Source organism: Solidesulfovibrio magneticus RS-1 (genome assembly GCF_000010665.1).
Taxonomy (GTDB): domain Bacteria; phylum Desulfobacterota; class Desulfovibrionia; order Desulfovibrionales; family Desulfovibrionaceae; genus Solidesulfovibrio; species Solidesulfovibrio magneticus.
Genome location: NC_012796.1, coordinates 2,064,016 through 2,086,467, shown reverse-complemented (window position 1 = coordinate 2,086,467; position 22,452 = coordinate 2,064,016). Strand labels below are relative to the sequence as shown.

Below are 22,452 nucleotides of genomic sequence, written 5' to 3'. Positions count from 1 at the left end.
GAGAGCGAGACTTGTTCCTTGAGACAGTCTCTACCCTCACCGGCAGGGAACTTGTGGAGTAGTGTGTAGATATTGGCAGAAAATTTGAGGGATCCCTAGACCGCTACAGGATAGTGTGGGGGAAAAGAAAAGAACACACAGCAGTTTTTGCTGTAAGCCCTTTGAATTTCCTGGTGCCCCAAGGGGATTTGACCCCCTGTTACCGGCGTGAAAGGACCATACCCCTACGCGGATTTTGCTGACTTTTTCAATAATCCTAAGCAATTCGTAACGAGCTATGACGAGATATACCGAGCTATCCGCACCTCAATTTACTTCTCGGTTTACTTCTCCGACCAAACCCCGAAGCGCACATCAGGCTGGCAAGAAGAATGACTTGTCAGGTTTCGAATGAAGCGTCCCCCACATCCTCATCTCCTACCCTCATCTCCTGAACCCACCCTGCTACACCCCCGGAGGTGTTGGCGGAATTTGGATCTCCAACTGCCGTGCTTACGCTTGGCTCGCAGGAGAACTACGAGGATGGCCTCGCAAACCACTTGCCCAACTGCCCTTTATGCACCATCATCCCTAAGCAACCATCAGAATTAACACAGAATATTTGACAGGCGACATCAAGAATACTTACGATTATCACAGAATACGACTACCAACTTGAATTCCACAGATATAATGACAAATACCATTGCCATAATTTACTATATACCTTGGCATAGACGATACAAACCAACCTAAAAACTATTGTATTTGTACTGTCACGAGAACTGTGCTATCCGCCAGACTTACCTGACTACTTTTACCGATTACGGAGGAGACATGGGCACTGTACCACGCTTTGCAGGCTCTGCTTTTCTCGAAATACTCCTGCCATTAGCTTGTGCGCTCATGCTCTTGTCCACGCCAAAGGCTACCCAGGCCTCCAATACCCCCAAGCGTGTACTTATAATCCATAGCTACCATCAGGGATTATCTTGGACAGATGACATTCAGGCGGCTTTCTCAACTACTCTAACCCAAAGTGGCCTCCAAATTGAAGTTTTTGTTAAATACCTAGACGCGGCGCGCATAACAAACTCCAATGTCTTTCGTAGAAACAATGAGTTGTTGAAACAGCAGATAGTCAACATATCTACAGACAAACCGTTTGACATGGTCTTAGTTTCTGACAATGCCGCCTTGGATTTTCTGCTGGAACATAGAAAGTCAATTACCGAGAATGCGCCTGTGGTGTTTTGCGGCATCAACAACTTCTCTCCGGACATACTGCGCGGACAATCGAACATAACTGGGGTGACGGAGATACCCTCCTTTTACGAAACCATACTCTTGGCAAACAAGCTACGCCCCATGGCGAGCAAGTTGCTCGTCCTTGCTGAGGATACACCGACAGGCAAGGCGAACCTCTCGCTTCTAAAGGCACAATCCTCACGACTTTCAGGCCGTGTGGAGATCGAGGTGTTGGAGGAGTCGGACATTTACAAGCTTGAGGCTCGCTTGGCTGGACTAGGTCCAGAGTGGGTCGTGCTACCTATGGTTCGCCCCCTAGATGAGAATGGAGTGCTCTCCGCTCCTACGGCTAGCCAGAGGCTTAGCAGGGCTTCCACGGTTCCTTTGTTTGTCGCATGGGACTTCTGGATGGGCCACGGCCCGGCAGCAGGAGTGGTGGTTTCCGGTAGGTCTCAAGGGGAGACGGCGGGAGCAATGGCGAGTCGAATCCTGAAGGGTGAACGGGCGGATGACATTCCCGTGGTCAGCCAGGAGAACAATGTCACTATCGCGGACAGTCTTGCCTTCACACGTTTTGGGATGTCCGAGAGCCTGCTGCCTGAGGGCGCGGTGATATTAAATGCCCCTGTCTCTTTTTACGCCGTCAACAAGGTCCTCTTTTTGACTGGAGGTGCGGTCGGACTTTGCCTGCTTCTCTTATCGATATTTCTTGCCCTGAATGTGTCGCGGCGCAAGAGGGCCGAAGCCTTGTACCAGGGCCAGTTGAACTTCGTTGAGACGCTCATGCGGGCCATGCCCGCCCCGCTGTTCTACAAGGATATCCAGGGTCGCTATCTCGGCGTCAACCCGGCCTTTGAAACCCTCATGGGGAAACCAGAGCAGGACTTTGTCGGCAGGCTCCCCACAGAAACTTTCCCCCAGGAGCATGGGCAAGTGTTCGTACAGCGCGACCAGGAACTTTCGAATTTAGGTGACATGCAGCGCTACCAGCATGTAATGCCAACTGCCCTGGGCCTTCGCACCTTGATGGTCACAAAGGCGGTTTTCCCCGGCAAAGACGGCTCCCCTGCTGGTGTCGTTGGCATTCTCGACGACATCACAGACCGTATACGTAACGAAGAATCCCTGCGCGAGAGCGAGAAGCGTTTTCGTAGCCTGTTTGAAAATGCGCCTCTGGCCTATCAGTCCCTGGACGAAAACGGACGGTTCCTGGACGTGAACCGGAAGTGGCTGGTGGCCCTGGGCTATGCCGCCAAGGACGATGTAGTTGGGAAGTGGTTCGGCGATTTTCTTGCGCCTGGCTTCAAAGAGCACTTCGACCTCAACTTTCCTATGTTTAAGCAGGCCTGCGTTATCGACGGGGTAGAGTTCGAGATGGTGCGCAAGGACGGCGATTTAATCAGCGTAACCTTCAATGGCCGGGTGCAGTTGAACAGTGAAGGCCATTTCATGCGCACCCACTGTATTTTCACGGACATTACCGAACGCAAACGGGCAGAAGATGCATTGCGCGAGAGCGAGCAGCGATACCGCCGCATCGTTGATACCGCCCAGGAAGGCATCCGCATCAGCGACGAATGTGGCCGCATCGTCTATCTGAACCAGCGCATGTCAGACCTCCTCGGATACTCGCAGGATCAAATGCTAGGCAGAAACATTGAGGATTTTCTGTTCCCTGAGGACCTGGAGGATCACCTCCGAAGGATGGAAGACCGTCGCAGGGGCTGTGACGATTGCTATGAGAAGAGATTGCGGCGGAGCGACGGGACCGCTGTGTGGACTCTCGTCTCGGTCAAGTCCCTGCCTGATGCGACTGGCCGGTATGACGGCTCTTTGGCCATGTTCAGCGACATTACCGACCGCAAGTTGGCTGAAGAAGCACTACGCCAGGAGGACGCCCGTTTGCGCAAGTTGCTGGAGATTATCCAGTACGACACGGCAAACACCCAGTCCTTGCTGGATTTTGCCCTGAGCAAATGCCTTGAACTGACCGGTAGCCGGTTCGGGTACATTTACCACTACGACGAAGATTCACAATCTTTTACGCTCAATTCATGGTCACGCGACGTCATGCAGGCTTGTTCCATTGCAAATCCACAATCTTGTTACGCACTCTCTAAGACAGGGCTCTGGGGCGAGGCTGTACGCCAGTGCCGTGCAATCATCGTGAACGACTTCCTGACGGACAACCCTCTGAAAAAGGGCTATCCTGAAGGCCATGCCCAACTGACGAACTTCCTTACGGTTCCGATTTTAAGCAATAAACGCATAGTCGCTGTCGTGGGGGTGGCCAACAAACAAACAGACTACATGGATAGCGATGTAATTCAACTTTCACTGCTCATGGATGCGACATGGCGGGTAGTGGAACGCCGACAGGCAGAAGAATCCTTGCGTAAAAGCGATGAACGCCTGTCCTTGGCCCTAATGGCTGCAAACGACGGCATGTGGGACTGGGATATCTCTTCAGGCACCACCTATTTCAGCCCTCGCTACTATACAATGCTTGGCTACCACCCTGGCGAATTCCCCAGTGACTTTGACACGTGGAAAGGCCTTTTGCATCCAGATGATGTAGAGCATGCCATCCACACTATCTCCGAAAGCCTTAATAATTCTGAAGGGTTTGAGATCGACTTCCGTATGCGAACCAAGTCGGGGGATTGGTCATGGATTCTCGGACGTGGCCGGGTGGTTGAAACGGACGCCGAGGGCCACGCAAAAAGGATGGTGGGCACCCACGTGGACATCAACGAACGCAAACGCTCTCAAGCCGATTTGTTGAGTGCCAAGGTGCAGGCCGAAGCTGCGAACAAAGCCAAGTCAGAGTTTTTGGCCAACATGAGCCATGAAATACGCACCCCTCTCAACGGAATCCTCGGCATGCTTCAATTGCTTCAGACTACTGAACCTAATGATGAACAAAAGGAGTACCTTGCTGGTGCAACTCGGTCCACTAAGCGACTGACTCGACTTCTCTCTGATATTCTTGATATCTCTAGAATTGAAGCGGGCAGAATGGATGTTGTTGAGACCGAATTTGACATCTATCAACTGCAGGATTCTATACGCGAAATTTTTGACACGGACGCTCAGGGGAAAGGCCTCGTTTTAGATTTCATTTGGGACGATGAATTGCCCACAGCTTTGATTGGAGACGAAGCTCGGCTTCGACAAATCCTTTTCAACCTTGTCGGAAACGCCATAAAATTTACCGACAAAGGAGAAGTCCTGGTCGAGGCCTCTTTGTTGCCGAGTCCAAACACTTCTTCTGTACGCGTGCTACTTACTGTAAGTGACACGGGAATAGGTATTTGTGAAGAACATCTCAAATATATTTTTGAACCATTTGTCCAGGCTGAAATCTCGTACACAAAGCGCTTTCAGGGGGCAGGCTTGGGGCTATCCATTGTTCGGAGATTGGCAAGCCTCTTGGGTGGCGATATATCAATTGATAGTGCGCTTGGCGAGGGAACGACCGTCTACCTCTCGCTGCCGTTCAAGATTCCTGCACCTAAGCAGAAACCACTGAAGCTTGTCCCTTATGGAACTTCATCTCCCAAGCGAGTTCCCTGGCGCATACTCCTCGCTGAGGACGATTCGTTGAGTTCACTTACCTGCAAGCGGATGCTTGAGAAATCCGGCTACTCAGTCACTGCCGCCAATGATGGGCAGGAAGCACTGCAGCGACTGACTGAAAATGACTTCGATTTAATCCTTATGGATGTTCAGATGCCTATCATGGATGGTGTAGAAGCTACAAAAGCAATCAGAAAGGCAAGCAATCTTGGAGCGAAGTCGAGCATCCCAATCGTCGCGATGACGGCATACGCAATGACTGGAGACAAAGAATCATTTTTGGCAGCGGGCATGAACGACTATATCGCAAAATCTGTAGACAAAAGAGCACTGTTTGAAGCCATAGAAAGAGTTCTACACACAAAATAGTGGTACAATGATACATCTGCAAAAAAGACTCTAAGTGATGGCGGGGATCGGGGTGTGGCTTAGTCTACCCAGATGGGTGCTGGCGCGGAATATATCACTGCCTGCTGAAATCCCCTTCCTGACTGTGAATCCAGTTGCCGTGGGATTGGACGTGAAGCGATGGGACAGGCCATCATCAGGGGGAGCAATCACGAGTCTCAGCCGAGTTTTGGAAATCTGATTGTCGCGTTTTGAAAAAGTACTTATAGAAACCATGCTTTTCAGCATTGATCTTCATGGGATATCCCCATGGCAGGAGGCTGTCCGATGCCGACCCCAAGCACCAATGCCCCCTCCCGCAGTCGGCCCTCATCTGACTCCAGCCTCCTTAATAATCTCAAGAAATCAAGCATATTCAATCCAACAAACTGGAGTCTCAGGCTTCGATTTTTGACTGTCCCCGCTGCTCTTCTTGGACTCGGCTGCTTGACTCTGGCCTTTATCTTCCAGCGATACCAGGATATGGTAGTCGTTGAATCCGTCGACAGTCGCCTGTCCGTGTTCCAACACTGGATTCAAGACAAGATCACAAACGAATTCGACGTACTCTTGTCCGAAGTCTCGCCGCTCGCTGCCATGCCGGAAGTGATCGAGAGCATGCGCCAACGCGACAAGGACCACCTTATCCGCTACATCCTGCCCTATACCGAACGCCTGCGCGCCACCACCGGACGCGAATCACTCTATTTCCATTTTCATCTGCCGCCGGCGGTCTCGTTTCTGCGCACCTGGGACGTAGACGCCGCCGGAGCCGACCTGGCGGACATCCGGCCCATCGTGGTCAAAGCCAACAAGTACCGATCACCATTTCGGGGCATCGAAGTCGGCCCCGGCGGCGCGTCCATGCGGGCCATCATTCCCTTAAACGATGGGGCAGGCGAACACATCGGCACAGTAGAAGCGGCCACCTCCCTTGAAAACCTGCTGGAGACGACGGCCCTGCCGCCTTATTTCGGAGCGATGCTTCTGCTCGACAAACGCTTTGAATCCGTGCTCGGCCAAAACCGCATCCGGGGCGTTCACGGCAAATGGATCGTCGGGCGCGGTTTCAGCCTTCCCCAGGAAAACCGGGTCCTTGAAGCACTGGACAATTCAGGAGTACCCGAACGACTAGGCAACGCCTTTTATCGCTTCCTGCCCCTGGAGGACTTCGAAGGCCGCACCATCGGCGGCATCCTTCTCGGCTACGACTCCATGGCGTTGTTCAAATCAACGGTAAGTGAGTCCCTGGTCTTCGGCCTTATCTTCCTGCTTGGGGCCATGGTGCTGTGGTTTCACATTTATTGGAACGTGGCCCGGGTGAAGCTGTTTCTCACGCATCTTGAACGCGTTCTCGGCAACACCGTCTCCGGAGACTTTACCGGACGCTTAGACACCACGCCTGTCCATTGCCTAGACATCCTGCACTGCACCAAAACAGACTGTCCGGTCTATCACGACCCCATGCGTATCTGTTATCTGGAAACAGGGTCCGAGGCTCTTTCGGCCGTCAGCCGCAACACCTGTATCTTTTTAAGCCGCTATAAGCACTGCCGGCTCTGTCCAGTCTATGCCCGACGGCGCGGTGATGAACTGGTAGAGATGCGGCACACTGTCAACACCCTCGTGCGTCTCTGGGGCGGGTTTATGGGCCGGGTGGACCAGGTGGTCTCTGGGGTGCTGCAGACTTCGGAAGCCTCGCAAGGTCCGTCGTCACTGGGCCAAGTGAGCGCTTCCCTAGAATACATGGCCGGCCTGACCGCTTTTAGCCACGACATCCAGGGCGTTTATAACCGATGGGAAGTTTACAATATTTTAGGCGATGCCTGCCAACGCAGCCTGGGACTAGGGCAGTTCGCCATCCTGGAGTTCGCCGCCGACGGGCTTGCGACCAACGTCGCTGCCAACTGTTTCGCCGCCACCGACGCGCTATGTTCGGAGATGTTCGCCAGCCCTGAACTGTGCCGGGCCAAGCGCCTGGGCAAACCGGTCTTTTCCGAACCGACCCCGGCCCTATGCCCCTTTTTCCACGTCGATCCAACTACCCATGTCCGATGCTGTCTGCCCATGGTCATGGGTGGGGCTGTGGGCGGCGTAATGACCTTTGTGATCGAGGACGCAGCCTTTGCGAGCAAACGGTTGGCATTGTCCATCATGCAGAAATACCTGACAGAATGTGCCCCGGTTCTGACTTCGCTCAATCTGTTGGAAATAACCCGGGAACAATCCCTGCGCGATCCGCTGACCGGCCTGCACAATCGCCGTTTTCTCGACAGCTACATGCATCAGTACGAAGAAATCTCACGGCGCACGGAAAAACGCGTCGGGTTTCTCATGGTTGATGTGGATTATTTCAAGCAGGTCAATGACAAATACGGACATCTGGCTGGAGACGCGGTCCTCAAGGAACTCTCCGGCCTAGTGCGCCAGACGGTGCGGGCAGCCGATCTGGCGGTGCGCTTTGGCGGCGAGGAATTTCTCATTCTACTCCATGAAGTGCGCCCGAACTTCACCGCCGTGGTGGCGGAAAAGATTCGCCAGACCGTCGAAGTGCCACGCTTTCCCCCTGCCAAACGGCGCGACAATCCACAAAACCGTCAGTGTCGGTTTCGCCGAATACCCGACAGACGCCGCTTCCTTTTATAAGGCCATAAAATTTGCCGATGTGGCCCTGTACAAAGCCAAAGAAGGCGGGCGCAACAAAGTGCTTTGCTTTGAGCAGAGCATGTGGCGCGACCAGGAATATTAGCTACAGCCCTTCGAAAACCTATTTTACTTTCGACGACTTCTCACAACATTCTCTCTACAACCTCTTCGATCAGAACAACTTTTAACGTTGTTTCCAGCCCGTCGAAATCGACCTCATGCCGTCTACCCTTAGTGGTCCGGATAATTGCATGTATATGGCATCCCGATCCCAGCACACGCCACGAGTAGACGATACTTCGACAGTCGCCGCTGTTCCGCATCGAAGTTCTAAATAGCCCAACACCATGCTCATCAATCTAATTTCGCTATCATATCCCATGCAAATAGCAAAAACACAATTGAAACCGGCAAACAAAATAGACCCAAGACATACTTCTTCGGACGTTTTGATTGCTTTGCAATGTTTCTCGGTTTGACAACCGAAAATTCCCCCACCCCGAGCGCCGAAAATTCCACCACCTGGTTGCCAGTCTTCGCCCGGCGCGAGCGAATCTCAGCCGAGTAGTCCTTAGCCAGTGACAGCAGCTTTTCCTTGGAGCCGTAAGGTTTCCCTGGGCTTTCGAAGAACGTTTCGGATTGCTTGTAGACCGGGAATACCTCCTACGCGACAATCGTCGTCTCACGAGGCGCTTTCAAGAAGCCCATCTCAAAGTTAAGGCGTCAGTCGAGGACGTGGATTTCCATGCCCCGCGTGGCTTAGACAAAAGGCTTTTCCTCGAACTGGCCACCTGCGGCTGGATCGGCCGAAGACATAACCTGGTCATCACCGGACCGACCGGCGGCGGCAAAACCTATCTGGCATGCGCCTTGGCGCAAAAGGCCTGCCGCGAAGGGAAGCGCTGTCTGTACTTTCATTTCCCGGAGCTGCTCCAGGAACTCAACATCAGTCGGGCCGAGGGATCGCAGCGCCTCCTTGTCCGAAAACTCGCCACACGGGATTTGCTTGTCATAGATGACTGGCTCAGGGAGCCGGTCAGCGCGGAAATAGCACGTGGTCTCGCCGATCTGATGGATGATCGATTTCGAAACAAATCCACGCTATTTGCGACACAGTTTCCCGTGGCGGAATGGCATGGGCGTTTCCAGGATCCGACCCTGGCGGATGCGGTCTTGGACAGGATCGTCCATGACTCCTACCGGATCGAGCTGTCGGGAGATTCCATGCGGAAGCGGACATCGGACTTGACCAAATCGGCCACCTGAAGCAGGACCAAAACACCAGCGCGCTCAACCCCTCAAGGGTGGCCGAATATTCCGAATTGGGTGGCCGATTTCACCGAAATCCGCACCCCAGGCGAGCGAACTGATCCTCCTGGCGGTACAGGGGCAGCGCGTCGGCATACTTGGCCACGGCGACATGGGCCAAAAGGCCCGGGGTCACGATGCCCTGGGGGATGATTTGGGGCGGCATGGGCGCCGTTTTCACCGTCGGCCCGTCGGCTTCCACACCTTCGCAGGTCCGGCAGGCGTATTTTGGCCGGATGTGGCGGATGACCTGGATTTTGGCCGGCACGATGTCGAGCTTTTCGCTGACTTCCTCACCGATGCGGACCAGCTCAGCGCCGCAGGGGCAGGCCTTCTCCGATTCCGGCAGGTCGTGGATGATCTCCACCCGGGGTAGATCAGCAGGGTTGGGGCGACGGCCGCGTTTGCGGCGGGTGCTCGCCGGGGCGCAGGCCTCCTCGAAGGTCTGCGGCTTGTGCTCCTCCACGGCCTGCTCGGCCTCATCGAACAGGGAAAGCTGCTGCTCCTGGCCGGTACGGGGCTTTTTCTCGGACTTCGGGCCGTAAATGATCAGGTTCAGGAGCCGAAGGCGCTGCTCAAGCGCCTGATGTTCCGCAGCCATGTCGACAATGAGAGCTTTCAGTGCGGCAGGGTCGTCAGGGAGGGAATTGATGTCCACGGCCCGAATAATCTTTCATGATTATTCAATTTAATCAAGGCAATAATGCCTAAAAGAGCGTCGAATACTCCAGGCGGGAGTGTCCCGTCACGGCCAGGGGATCGAGACCGTCAAGCAGCCAGGCGAGTTGCCGGGAGTCGATGGTCAGCACCTCGGCCTCTCTGGTCGGCCAGCGAAACGCATGGCGCTCCAAGCGCTTCTGCCACAAACAAAATCCGTTGCGATCCCAGTAGAGCAGCTTGATGATGGTCCGGCTGCGGTTGCAAAAGCCGAAAAGGTGACCGGCGAATGGATCGAGTTGCAGCTGCCGTGAGACCAGGATGGACAGCCCGTCGATGGACTTGCGCATGTCTGTGGCTCCCAGTGCCAAGTAAACCCGGACGCCGCTTACCGGCGACATCATAGCCGTGTCAGCGTGCGGACAAGCTTTTCCAACACCGGCGCGGCGAAGTCGCCTCTGATCTCGATACGAAAGGCGTCACCTACATGTACCAGCAGCGGTTCAGGTGCGGTTAACATGTCTGCTTGAGTCGATGCGAGCAGCGGCACGGGGACGATGGTGACGAAAGACGCGACGCCCACGTCGTCCGTTGCCCCTAAACGCTTCCGCCAATAGCTCAGGGAACTCTGAGAAAGACCATGCCGCCGGCAGTATGCTCCTTGGCTCAGGCCGCTCTTGTGCCAAGCCGCAATATGTTCAGTCCAATATGTCGCCTTTTCGGAACATCCCTCTGCTGCTGATGTGGCCATGGTCGTCCTCCTGTGGGATAAACCATGGCAGAAAGCTCAAGCGGCGTAAGAAGGGGCTGATTGACCGGTTACAAAACTCCTGGCTCCACTTCCAGAATCTCGATGGCCTTTTCGATCAAGGTGTCTTGAGGATAAAAGACATGCCCTTCATCCGAAAGCTGGTGAAGGACACACAGGATGCCGGCCTCGGCAAGTAATGGCGAATTTTTATCGCAGCCGAGCTTCTGCGCGATTTTGTCTGCGGTGACGGCGCAACGTCTCAGGCGACCAATTGGGGCTGTGGCTATGCGTTGCTGTTAATTGAAAATGCGCCGTGCGGTCAGCATATCTTGCCAGCTCATGGTTGCAGTTAAGGCTTCGATCTGTTTTTCTGCCAACTTGTTGCCCAGTCGCTTGGCGATGCGATATTGCACCAGTGCAGCGATGTTGTCTTTGGGCTGCCCAAGGCCTTTTTCACTGGCCTCGCCAAGATTATAAAAAGCTACCGCTTTGCCCAAAAGGGCAGATCGTCGTAGTAATTCCAGTCCTTTTTCCTGGTCTTGTCGGCCGTCTTCTCCGGTGAGCAGGCTCCAGCCGAGAATGGACATTGCTGTAGAATCACCGGCATCGGTAAGTTTTTCAAGTAAATGAAGTCCCTTCTCAGGGTCCTTGGGGACATGCTTTCCGGAGGACAGTAAAAGCGCATAACGGTTTACGCTGGGGGCGTTTCCCTGGTCGCTTAATTGCAATAGCAGGCGCAGGCCCTCTGCCTGCTTTTGCTCGTCGCCACTGGCCAGCAGGCTTGTGGTGAGGTTGTTTAGGGCTGGGGAATAGCCCTGAGCTGCGGACTTTTCGTACCATGCATCGGCAATGGTTTGATTTTTCTCTGTCCCGTAGCCGAAACTGTACATGTTCGCGAGCGAATTTTGGGCTACTGCGTTCCCTCGTTCAGCTGCCTCACGCAGTCCTGGGAGAGCTTTTTCATACTGTTCGGTAAGATAGGCCTTCATGGCTTGTTCAAAAATTGGGTCGTTCTCACCGGCTTTGGCTTCCATTGCCACGTCCAGGGCGCGAATCGCCTGGACGGTCGAGTCATCGGCCTGACAAGGCTCCGTAGTGTAGTGAAGACTGAACACGAGAGCCACCCCAAAGAGTAAGGTTGTTGTTTTCAATGTCCACCTCTTTTGTGTGTTCAGAGTTTTTGCCGAGCGCAGTCTTCACTGCGAAATTTCCATATGCTCAGGCTGAAATTCTATTTGTCCGTTCATGGACCTGCACGCTTGGCCGACTCCCGCGCTTGATCTGCCTCGCGGGGTGAAAAATTGCTATGGCCAAGCGATTGTGCACCCACTCTGATGGTTCTTGCAGCAGCCATATTCGGCAATGCTGGAGCAGGACTTGTGAAGTTGTGTTTTTCCGTAAGGCTATTTGCTGGCCGTCCATGTGCCCTTGTATTCTGTTGGCTTGGCTTCCAAAGTGAAGAAAGCCCAAGTGCCCTCAATCGATCCGTTTTGCACATGTCCCTTGGCATTTCCCTGGCCCCCGGAAGATTTTCCCCGATAAACGAGGAAGCAACTGATTTCGCCGGTCTGTCGTTTGAGTGTGCCCTCGAAGTCCACTTGCGCCCCGCTGGAGTCCGTGGCGACGCCTGTCACCTTGGTTCCCTCAACCTGAACCTTGACTTTGCCTTTAAAGACCGGTGAGGAGAATGTCCCGCTATACGTGCCATCCATGGATGCCGTGGTGGATTGAGGAGATGACGGCTGGGAAGTGTTCTGGCGGGAAGCGCTTTGTTGAGGTTCTTCATGGCGATTTTCGGATATTTCCTGACGTGTTGTACGCACATTTTCCTTGTAGAGCTCCTTGTCAGGATCGCATTTTGCCGCTTTTTCAAACCATGCTAACGCATTTTGCTTTTCGCCGAGTTTGTCGAGTTGTGCTCCAATATTGTTCATCGCGGAACAATTATTTGGACACATGGACAATACCTTGCGATAGTCCTCGATAGCGCCCCGGTGGTTGTCGTCCTTTCCTTTCGCTTGAGCTTGGTCCCAGAGCTTGTCGCAGGATGCCTTGTTGCTGGTCGTTTGCTCTTGCTGCGCAATTTCTTCGCGTGTTAAAGTCGCATTTTTCTTGTACCGCTCTGCAGAGGGATTGCATTTGACGGCCTTTTCAAACCAAAGCAAAGCATCTTTCTTGTTGTTCGAAGCGTCAAGCAGTATCCCGATGTTGTTCATTGCTCCGCAGTAGTCTGGGCAATACGCCAAGACAACTTTGTAGTCGGCGATGGCTCCGGATCTGTCGCCGGTCTTGTCTTTGCCCAGGGCCTTCTCAAATAGGTCGTTGCACTGCTTTTCTTTATTGCTCTCCGCGAGCTGTTTCTGGATTTGTTCGACATTTTCGGCGTACAACGATTGCGATGGGTCGCATTTTGCCGCCTTTTCGTACCACTTGAGCGATTCCTGCTTATTGCCTGATGCCTCAATGGACAGGCCAAGGTTATTCATGGCGTTGCAATTGTCAGGGCATAATTCCAGAAGTTTGCGATAAATGGCGATAGATCCTTGGTAATCTTTGGATTCGTATTTGGCGTCGGCCTGTTTGAACATGGTGTTGCACTTGTTTTGTTGCTGCTCAGCCTGTTTCTTGGCGTTGTCTTGCTCCATGTTACGTTTTGCTTCCGCCTCGGCCTGACGCTTGCCAGCGTCCAACTGCTCCTGGGCCTTGGCCTTGAGCGCCTTGGCTTTGGTCGTCAAGGCGGCGTCTTGCTGACCAAATATCTTCTCAGCACCTTCCAGGGCCGCGGTCAGTTTGTCCTTGCAGGCCTGCCAGTTCTCCTTGGTGCATTCGCCTGCTCCGGCCACGATGAGGTCCGTGCGGCGCTTGCGCTCGGCTTCGTTTTGGGCTTCGGCCTGTTTCTTGTTGGCCAGGTTCTGCTCGGCCTTGGCCAGCAACGCCTTGGCTTTAGCCACCATCTCGCTGTCCTGTGGGCCGAAGATCTTGTCGGAACCGTCGATGGAGGAGGCGATCTTGTCCTTGCAGGCCTGCCAGTTCTCCTTGGTGCATTCGCCTGCTCCGGCCACGATGAGGTCCGTGCGGCGCTTGCGCTCGGCTTCGTTTTGGGCTTCGGCCTGTTTCTTGTTGGCCAGGTTCTGCTCGGCCTTGGCCAGCAACGCCTTGGCTTTAGCCACCATCTCGCTGTCCTGTGGGCCGAAGATCTTGTCGGAACCGTCGATGGAGGAGGCGATCTTGTCCTTGCAGGCCTGCCAGTTCTCCTTGGTGCATTCGCCTGCTCCGGCCACGATGAGGTCCGTGCGGCGCTTGCGCTCGGCTTCGTTTTGGGCTTCGGCCTGTTTCTTGTTGGCCAGGTTCTGCTCGGCCTTGGCCAGCAACGCCTTGGCTTTAGCCACCATCTCGCTGTCCTGTGGGCCGAAGATCTTGTCGGAACCGTCGATGGAGGAGGCGATCTTGTCCTTGCAGGCCTGCCAGTTCTCCTTGGTGCATTCGCCTGCTCCGGCCACGATGAGGTCCGTGCGGCGCTTGCGCTCGGCTTCGTTTTGGGCGTTTTCGCGCGAGAGTTTCCCAAGCTCGGCTTCCAGGTCGAGAAGCGGCTTGTAGCGGGCGTTGACTGCCTTGCCCTCGGCCACGGCGGCCATGCCTTTGGCGGCGTCCTTGGCCGTCAGGGCCTTTTTCGCCTCGCCCACCGTGAAACGGAGTTTTTCGAGCTTGCCTGAGAAGGATTTCTTTTCCTCCAGGGCCTTGTCGTTTTTCGGATCTATCTTGAGGGCTTCTTCGACCGTTGCGGCGGCTTTGTCGGCCTCCCCGTCGGACCACTCCTTGGCGGCCCGGGCTAATAGCTGCTCAACCTGCTTTTGCCGCTCCTTGGTCTTGTTGATCTTCTCCTCGAGCTCGGCCAGGGATTTGGCCTTGGCGTTGATCTTGCGCCCGGCCTCCAACTGCACCTGGGCCTTATCCAGTTGGCTGGCCGTCAATTCGCTCTCGCCGTGTTTTACCGCCTGGGCGACGGCGTCGCGGCCCTGGCAATATAGGCTGGCCGCCGATTTGGCCTCGCTGCCGGGCACGTCGAGCTTCGCGGCCTCCTGGGCCGTCAGGCAGGCCTCGTCCACCTCGCCGTCTTCCCACTGCTTTTGGGACTTTTCCAAAAGCTTGGCCAGCTCCTGCTGCTTTTTTTGCTGTTCCAGCAATTGCTTTTCCAAATCGAGCAGGGGCTTGTAGGCCGGGTTGACGCCCTTGCCGTTGGCGACGGCGGTCAGGGCCGGAGCGATCTCGTTTTTGGACTGTAAATCCTTGGCGTGTTCCAGGCTGGCCTTGAGCTTGGCCAGCCCCTCGGTATAGCGCTGTTTGTCGCTCTTGGCCCGATCAAGTTTCGGGGCCAGGGCAAGGGCCTCGGAGGCAGCCCGCTCCGCGCCCTCGGCATCACCTTCCGCCCATTGCTTGGCGGCTTGGGCCAGCAGCTTTTCGGCCTTGGACGTCGCTTCCCTGGCCCTCTTGATCTTCTCCTCGAGCCCGGCCAGGATCTTGGCTTTGGCGTTGATGCGTTTGGCCTCGTCGAGCTTGGCCTGGGCGCGTTCCAGGGCGTCCTGGGCAAGTTCGCCTTCGCCCTGCTTGGCCAGATTCAGGATACGCTCGCGGCTTTCGCAGTACGTCTTGGCGTCGGGGAATTTGGGATCGATCCGGACGGCGGCCGTCCCCTTTTCGCAAGCTAGGTCGATTTCCCCGGCGTTCCAGGCGGTTGCGGCGTCCTGCTTGAGCTTTTCCAGTTCCTGTGACTTGGACTTGCCCTGCTTGACGTCCTCGTCGGACACTGTAACGGGAACGCTTACCGATCCAGCGCCCAGCAGCACGTTGTTGCCGTCTCGGACTTCGACTTTGGCCTCGATGGTACCCGTGGATGCACGCTGCGCTCGCGTCTCTTGCGAGGCTGGCCCTCCGGTCAGACTCGATCCCTCGTTCACGCTCCACGCATAGCGAAGCGTCTGCCCCTGCGGCGGGGCCGGGGAAATGTCAGCGCGAAGGCCCACGTCCATGTGGGCGGCGATCTCCTTGTCCAGCGTGACAAAGCCCCCTTCAGGCTTCCAGATGACCGGCCGGGTTGTCTCGCCTCCCCAGGCGTGTCCGAGGCTAACAGCTGAGACTTCATAGATTTTGGGCGTGATGGTTAGGGAGGCTTTGGCCAACTCCTCACCGCCCTTTTTGCCCTTGAGCACGGCATTGACCGTTACGGGTTTGGCCTCTTTGACCGTAAACCGCCACAGGCGCTGATTGGCCGTTGGACCTGTGCCCGCGCCCCCCTGGGAGTCGTGCCACCAGTAGGTCGCGTCGGCGTCGGCGAGCTTTGGACTTTCCACCGCCGTGACGGTGACCTCCTGTCCCACCAATGGTTCGGCGGGAGAAGCCGAGAGCGACATGCTCGCCCCGGCGACGTCCAATTCGATCTGGTTGGACTCGGCCGCCGTCGTGAGCACGGAGCCTGCCTTCTGGAGCGCCACGGCCCAGACTTTAACCTTCCCGGGCCGTGCGAAAGTGGCCGTGTTGGCGAGAGCGCCAAGCCCCTCCGACTTGGAGAAGCGCGCCTCCGTGGAAGGTTCCCAGCGGATGACGTATTGACCGGCCTCGACCGGTTTGCCCTGGCTGGTCAAACGCGCCTCGAACGCGGCCTGTTCTCCCACGGCGAGGCTGTTGCCGGAAGGGCTTTTCTTGTGCAATTCTAGCTTGATTGGCGCCATCTCCAGTCTAAGTTCCGCCGAGGCAGTCTGGTTTTCGGCATCAATGACCTGCACCGAGGCGAAGAGCTCCCACTTCCCCGCCGGCAGGGCGTAGACGGCCACATTGTCCTTTGAGGACTGGGCGTCCAGGAACAGGAACCTGTACGGTGACTTGCCGCCGGAAGCCTCAGCCGTGACCTTCATCGGCGAGCCTGCGGCCGCGCTCTGCCCATCCGCCTTGAGGGTCACTCGAAGGCTGGAAGCCTTGCCGCCGCCGGACGCGGCGACGGAAAGCGAGCGGGCCGGAGCCTTGCCGCAGGGAGGGGTAAGCGTCTCCTTGATGCCCGCCTCGCGCCAGTTGGAAGGCGGCATGCCACCGGGGCCTTCCCAGAACTGTTCGGCCCGGCGCATCGTGTCTTCATAGATTTTGTTATCGGTTGGCTGCCGGGAAAACGCATCCACTAAGGCATCAGCTTCGGTGATTTTGCGGTCCAGCCGGCCCAGGTAATCCGAGCGTTGGTTCCGAATCCTCTGTGCGCAGTCCATATCCGGTCCAAAATCCTCGGAGGCGGTGATGCGCTTGGACTTCGGCATTTCTCCCTCCAAATCGGGCAACGTGCTGCTGTAGGAGGCCTTGTTGCCGCTGTCGCCAAAGGCGTCCTCCATCCGGCTGCCCTGGCCCGATTTGCCCAAGCCCAGCTTCTGTTTCACCTCCTGCCATTTCTTTTCGGCATCCTTGGCTTCCGAGTCGATTTGCCCGTTAAATATTCCATCCGCTTCCTGACGCCACTGGCGCAGGACCGCCGGCAAACCGGCGAGATGCTCCTTCTCCCGCTGCCAGAAGACCGTGAGCATCTTTTCGGCGTATTGCTTGCGCTCCTCATATGTTTGCCTTGCCGTCCCGGAGACGCCAGGTTTGGCCAACTGCAACTCGGAGGTCCATTTCAACGTCAAGGCCGCGTTCCACGTGTCCGCCGTCCAGGCCGGATCGGTCGCGGTCGAAGCGGGAGCCTTTTCGGCCGCTGGCTCGTTGGGTTGTTGCGGCGGCGGTGACTGGTCGGGCTTTTGAGACTGGCCCTGGGCTGCAGCCTGGGATGATTGCCCGGCGGGTTGGCTTGGCGAGCCCTGCCCAGGCGAGCTGGTAGGAGGCGTTGTCGGCGCAGGCGTAATGAGTGCCGAGGGGACGGCAACCGGCGACGGAGCGACGGGCGGGGTCGTCTGGACATCTGGGCCAAGTTTTTGGTCTCGGGGCGTCTTGTCTTCCTTCGAAGCCTGGTCGGGAGCCGCCTGCGCAGCGTTCTTGTCCTGCTTTTCAGGCACGCCGCCTGGTTCCTTTTCTGGCTTCTGAGGATCGTTGGACTTGTCGGAAGGCGCGGCCACCGTGAACCGCGTAACAGCGGCGGCCAACTCCTTGCCGTCCTCGGCCGTCATGCGCACCTGCACCGTCGCTTCGCCCGTGCTCGGAGCCCCGATCAGGGCCTGCGAGCCGCGCTTCTCCAGAACTTGGCAATTGTCGCACGACCACTCGTAGCCAAGCGGCCGTCGCGCCGACATGGAGTCGGGCAAGGCGGACGCCGTAACCGTGCCCTTGGGCTGCGCCTCGCTCGGATGCGCCGTCAGGGAGACGGAAGGTGTTTCCGCTGGGCGCACAGTGATCTTTGCCTGAACCGACGCCTCTGCAGCCGGTTCGGCCTTGAGGCTGAAAGTCGCCCGCACTGTGGCCTGTCCCGGCTCGTCGGGGGTAAAAGAGGTCTTAAGCGACGTCTTGTCGGAGAAGGCCGCGCCAAATTGATCCGAGGACCACTCCACGAGCGCCTTGCCTTCATTGAGCATGGCGCGAAGGGAAGCGTCGGCGATCCGGGCCTCGAACACGCCCGGAACGCGCTCGATCATCTCCTTGCCCGGTGCGACGAGCAACACGCCCTTGGAAACCAGCTTTTTCAAGTCCGCAGCCTTGGCGTAAAGCGCCTTCACCTTCTCCATGGCATCCTTGTACCACGCATGATAAGGAGACTCTTTACCTACCATAGGCGGCTGGAGGTCCGGGATGGGCGCGCTGGCGGGGGCCTCCGGGACGTCGACCTTGGCGGAGTTGGCCTGGTCCAGGGCCGTGCGGTTGCGGTATGCGACCTCGGCCAGGATCTCCAAGGCTTTGAGGTCGGTCTCGTCAAGCACATCAGGGGCAGCGCCTTTTATCTTGGCTACGTCCTGTAGAATGGCGTTGGTGGCGAACATGAAGCCGCGCCGGGATTGGCGGGCCTTTGCCGCATCCTGGAAGAAGTTCCCCGAGAACGGAAACGTAAGGACTTTCGTTTCCTTGTAGCCCGTGCGGTCCACGATGTCCTGGAGGGAGTCTTTGGCTTCCTTGAGGATGACGCCGTAGGCCTTGGCCGCCGCCTGGAGGTAGCCGCCCTCGGCAAGGGCCTTGTCCCGTTTGGTCGCCGTGTCCCCGGAGAGGGACGTGGCCCGGAGGTCGCCCGCCTTGGCCGCCTGTTGCGCGGCTTCCTGGGCCAAATCCACGGTGAGGGGAGAGCCTCGCAGCGCTTCGAGCTCGCGCTGCGTTTCCATTATTGCCTTGATCGCCTCGTCATTGCCCGTGAGCGCCTTGTGCGCGTCCTCGGCCAACGAAACGAGGTGGGGGACCATCACGTTGGGAAAGATGTCGTCGGCGCGCTCCTTGATTTTGTTCTGGTAGATGGTCACCAGTTCGCACCATTGCTTTGGCGTCTTGGTGCAGACGTTTTCCACGGCAAACAGCATCTTGAACCCGGATTTGGCGGCCTCCAGCCACTCCTGGTCCGAGATCTGTCCCATAGTCTGGCCCAAGTTGATGTGCCCTATTTGTTGGATGAGGGCCTTTTGGAGGTCCTGGAGGACCGGATCGCTTTTCACGTAGCGGCTGGCGTAGACGTCGGCGGCCTTCTCGGAGAGATTGGTCGTGTAGAGGAGATCGGGCCTGTTGGCGTTGGCGAGTTTGACCGTTCGATCTTCCTTGAGGAAGGCCGCGAGCCTGTCGCGAGGGATGGTTTCGCCGTCTGGGAGCCGCAGCGCCGTGAATCGCCCGTCCTCAAAGACGCCGTTGGTCTCCAAGATGTCCACAAGCCCGTCCTGGTAATTTTCCAGCGTGACCGCACGGGCCACGTCGTACGCAATGGTCGCAAGATCAGCGGATAGGGCGGCCGGCCACAAGGGCGTGAGGTACATGGCCTCCTTGACGAACTCGTAAGCGAGGCCGGGCGAAATATAGCCGTCCTTTTGCAGACGGTCGAAGCTCATGGCCCCTGGAAGAAACTCGACCAGGGTGGAAGCCGCCGAGGAAAGATCGTTGTACCAGCCGCCATCCTTCCAGCGTTCCTGCATCTTGGAGAAGGCGACTGCTCCGCCGCTGAGCGCCAAGCCCACGAGCACCTTCTTGCCGGCCGGACTTTTGATCATGGCCACGATGAGGGCGTCGCCTTCCTTGGTGGCGGAGGCTTTGGACAGCTCTTCCACCATGGCCAGTTCATTTTTGCCTGCCTGGGCGCTCATGCCCGGCCCGCCACCGGCTTCCAGCATCTGCTTGTATTCCGCCAGGGCCTTGCCCCGCTGATAGGGCGTCATGGCCGGCAGGCGGGCCAGCATGGCCGCGAACTCGTTCTCCATGCCGCTCCATTGTCTGAGCACATCGAGCATGTCGTCGGCCTGTTTGCTGGCCGTATAGAGCATTTTCTTCAACTCGGGATTGCCGTCGGCGTTGCGAATCAGTTCGTCGACGACCGCATCCACGTCGACCATGTCGCCGAACTCGGGCTTGCCGCCGAGCTCCTTGAGCATGGCAAAGCCGGTGGCCAATTCGTCGATGGCTTCCCGCACCTGTGCATTGGTCGCCAGATTGCCACCCGCCTGACGGGCGGCGACGGACTGGATGAACAGCCGGTTGTTGGCGGCCTTAAACCCCTCTAGGATGTTTTCGCGGCGCAACGTGGCCAGGAACACGGCGTCCTCAGCCGTCAGGTTCGGGGGCGGGAATTTCGAGAAACGCGAAGCCATCTCCTCAAGCCTGCGCGTTGCGGGATCTGAGGTGAGGCCCCGGCTTTCGTTGAGTTTTCTGCGCGAGCGCTGCATGTATTTGACTTTTTCGGCGCTGGTGAGGTTGTCCCACCCGTTGTGGGCATTCACGATCTGGCGCTCCACGCTGGCGGTCATGGTCAGGGGGCCGTATCGTCGCGCGGCGTTTTCAACGAAGGAATCCAGGGCGGATCGCGTAGCGTTGAGGCTGGAGAGATGGTCAGCCAGCGAGACGCGCGTGAAAACGAGCTTCCCCTCGGGTCCCTTGGCTAGGACCACGGCCCCTTTCTTCAGGGTTTCGCCGCGTATGCCGCTCATGGCGGACTGGCCCACAAATTTTTCTGGGTCGAGCAGATCGAGGATGGCCCTTTCCTGGCGGGAGAACCTGCCCGGATCGTTCAAGGTGAAGCCCTTGACCTTCACACCGGCAAGCCCCCTATTCTTCACCTGCTGATTGAACCAGGTTTTGGCCTCCTGCGCGCCTTCGCCCACGAAGGTGATGTCGTCGTCGGACAGCAGCGGCCGGTAGCCTCCTTCCGAATCCTTGCCCAGGTGGCGCAGGCCGGAGGAACCCGTGCGCACGGCGGCTTCCAAGTTGGGGAATCTGGTTGTCGCCTCGCGCAGGATGTCGTCCACCTGGGCGAAGCGTCTGGCGTCAAGTTCCTCCAGGATGCGCGCGCGGAAGGCGTCACGAGCCTGCTGCGTGGCAGAGACGCCGTTGAACGTGTTGATGGACTGAATCGACGTGTCGAGAACGCGCAGGAACTCCTCGGTGTCCTTGCCCCCGTCGATTTTGACAAACTGAAGCATCTCATCGAAGTCGCGCTGCTGCCAGTTGTCCGCAGCTTTGTGAATGAGATTTGTCAGCGTCTCTTGGCCAGACGCCCGTGCGGGGGGGACGGATATGATGGCACCAATCAGGAGAAATAGCAGGAATATTTTGTTGGGCGTAAATATTTGAAGATGCAACTTTCCGTGACGTCGATTGGGCTGCTTGATCATGAAGTACTCTGTTCGGATGGAATGTTTCACTAAAAGAGTGATTTCTCCTGCTCCTTCATAAGACGCTGCTGCCTCAGCAGTCCGCAATTTGCGCTATTGGTCTTCAAGCACGAAGACGGTGAGCATAAATCGGTTGGTCCGCAATGGGACGGTGATGTCCCACGCCAGGAGGATATGCAGTGATGCGTGAATCTTGCAACGTTTCATGGGGTTGCCCGTTGCTGGGGTCGCTTGAAGGGCTAGCCTGTTTCAGAGGCGGTGATGATTGAAGAATTCTATACGCGGAAGCAAGGTTGTACGCAAGGAATCCTGGGGCTTTGAGGTACGAACCGGGAAGTAATTTTGCGGGCTGGGGCCGACACAACTGTCCGGTCTTTGGAGCGGCTGCTCAGGGGCGGGCTCTAGCCGGTTCCCGGAAGCAAGAAATTTTGTTCCTCGGGGAACAGACGCCAGAAGAACGCCAGCCAGAGCGGTTGGAATTCTCCGGATTGCCCCTTTATTGTGCATCCCAGAGGAGCCTGTCCCACGAAGGTTGTCCTCACAATGAGCGATACTCCCGGCCTCGGATTCTCTCCAGACCAACGATCGCCGCTCTGGTTCCCAGAACGTGCGTTTTTTGATCCGTGATGCCTTTCACCGGGCAGCCAGGGGATCTCCTCGCTTCCGTGTTCGACCCATGCACTCCAGGTTGTCCTCGCTACAGTACCCGGTATCGGCTAGAAACTACCCCGGCTCCTCGCCGATCTCATAGAGATTGGCCTCGGCCACTTCCACCATCGACACAGTTGGCCGACGTCGTTGCACTCCTGGACGACGTCACAAGCCACCACGATCTGGTCCTGAACCCAATCAGGTCATGACCTTTGCCTATTGCAATACGGCAAAGAAACTAGGCTCTTCGGAGCCTGTCCCATGAATGACTAGGCGTAAGCGAATATCTACGCCCTGAATAAACTACGTCGATATCCGGGCTTCTGAGCCACTTTTCCCCTCGATAATGGGATGGATGGTGGAAAAATTTTTCTCTAAAAAATGTTCCCGGGACAGGCTCTTCGGAAGCGACAAAAACGATCGACCGCGAGTCCGAAGCAATGAGCCGTCAGCAACTCATTGAGGCTCTCCGTATAAACCAGCTTGACTTAA

Annotated in this window: 7 protein-coding genes and 2 pseudogenes; 3 read left to right on the top strand and 6 right to left on the bottom strand. The window is 56.7% G+C overall.

From position 1 onward, the window contains the following. The first annotated feature begins 816 nt into the window (after nucleotides 1–816). The 3 genes and pseudogenes from DMR_RS22390 to istB all read left to right on the top strand — a co-directional run. Complete coding sequence (locus DMR_RS22390) at nucleotides 817–5,175, top strand: ABC transporter substrate binding protein (RefSeq protein WP_015860546.1); 4,359 nt, start codon at nucleotides 817–819, stop codon at nucleotides 5,173–5,175. A 288-nt stretch (nucleotides 5,176–5,463) separates the two neighbouring features. Then, nucleotides 5,464–7,942 (top strand): annotated as a pseudogene (locus tag DMR_RS22385) (diguanylate cyclase). 521 nt (nucleotides 7,943–8,463) lie between these two features. Then, a pseudogene (gene istB, locus DMR_RS08710) lies at nucleotides 8,464–9,105 on the top strand (IS21-like element helper ATPase IstB); the annotation flags it as partial. A 70-nt stretch (nucleotides 9,106–9,175) separates the two neighbouring features. On the opposite strand, the gene DMR_RS08705 reads toward istB, so the two are convergent. The 6 genes from DMR_RS08705 to DMR_RS08685 all read right to left on the bottom strand — a co-directional run bounded on the left by DMR_RS08705 (nucleotide 9,176) and on the right by DMR_RS08685 (nucleotide 21,309). Next, nucleotides 9,176–9,805, bottom strand: a complete 630-nt coding sequence (locus tag DMR_RS08705) for an IS66 family transposase zinc-finger binding domain-containing protein (RefSeq protein ID WP_015860542.1) — start codon at nucleotides 9,803–9,805, stop codon at nucleotides 9,176–9,178. 49 nt (nucleotides 9,806–9,854) lie between these two features. Next, nucleotides 9,855–10,205, bottom strand: a complete 351-nt coding sequence (tnpB, locus tag DMR_RS08700; protein WP_268741129.1) for an IS66 family insertion sequence element accessory protein TnpB — start codon at nucleotides 10,203–10,205, stop codon at nucleotides 9,855–9,857. Further along, nucleotides 10,205–10,555: an IS66 family insertion sequence element accessory protein TnpA gene (gene tnpA / locus DMR_RS08695; RefSeq protein WP_015860540.1), complete on the bottom strand. Its 351-nt coding sequence runs from the start codon at nucleotides 10,553–10,555 to the stop codon at nucleotides 10,205–10,207. Before tnpA ends, tnpB begins: the two co-directional genes overlap by 1 nt. Before the next feature lie 68 nt (nucleotides 10,556–10,623). Beyond that, on the bottom strand, nucleotides 10,624–10,788 hold the full coding sequence (locus DMR_RS25325; protein ID WP_232502926.1) for a hypothetical protein: 165 nt from the start codon (nucleotides 10,786–10,788) through the stop codon (nucleotides 10,624–10,626). A 63-nt stretch (nucleotides 10,789–10,851) separates the two neighbouring features. Beyond that, nucleotides 10,852–11,706, bottom strand: coding sequence for a tetratricopeptide repeat protein (locus tag DMR_RS08690; RefSeq protein ID WP_015860539.1), 855 nt, complete (start codon nucleotides 11,704–11,706; stop codon nucleotides 10,852–10,854). Between the two features lie 252 nt (nucleotides 11,707–11,958). Continuing rightward, nucleotides 11,959–21,309 carry a tetratricopeptide repeat protein gene (locus DMR_RS08685; protein ID WP_148208394.1) on the bottom strand — a complete coding sequence of 3,117 codons (9,351 nt, stop codon included), beginning with the start codon at nucleotides 21,307–21,309 and terminating at the stop codon, nucleotides 11,959–11,961. Nucleotides 21,310–22,452 lie beyond the last annotated feature (1,143 nt).

Excerpts from the sequence above, each read along its gene's own strand:
- tnpB (WP_268741129.1), bottom strand. The coding sequence starts at position 10,205 with ATGTCGCCGGTAAGCGGCGTCCGGGTTTACTTGGCACTGGGAGCCACA.
- tnpA (WP_015860540.1), bottom strand. The coding sequence starts at position 10,555 with ATGGCCACATCAGCAGCAGAGGGATGTTCCGAAAAGGCGACATATTGG.
- DMR_RS22390 (WP_015860546.1), top strand. The coding sequence starts at position 817 with ATGGGCACTGTACCACGCTTTGCAGGCTCTGCTTTTCTCGAAATACTC.
- DMR_RS08685 (WP_148208394.1), bottom strand. The coding sequence starts at position 21,309 with ATGATCAAGCAGCCCAATCGACGTCACGGAAAGTTGCATCTTCAAATA.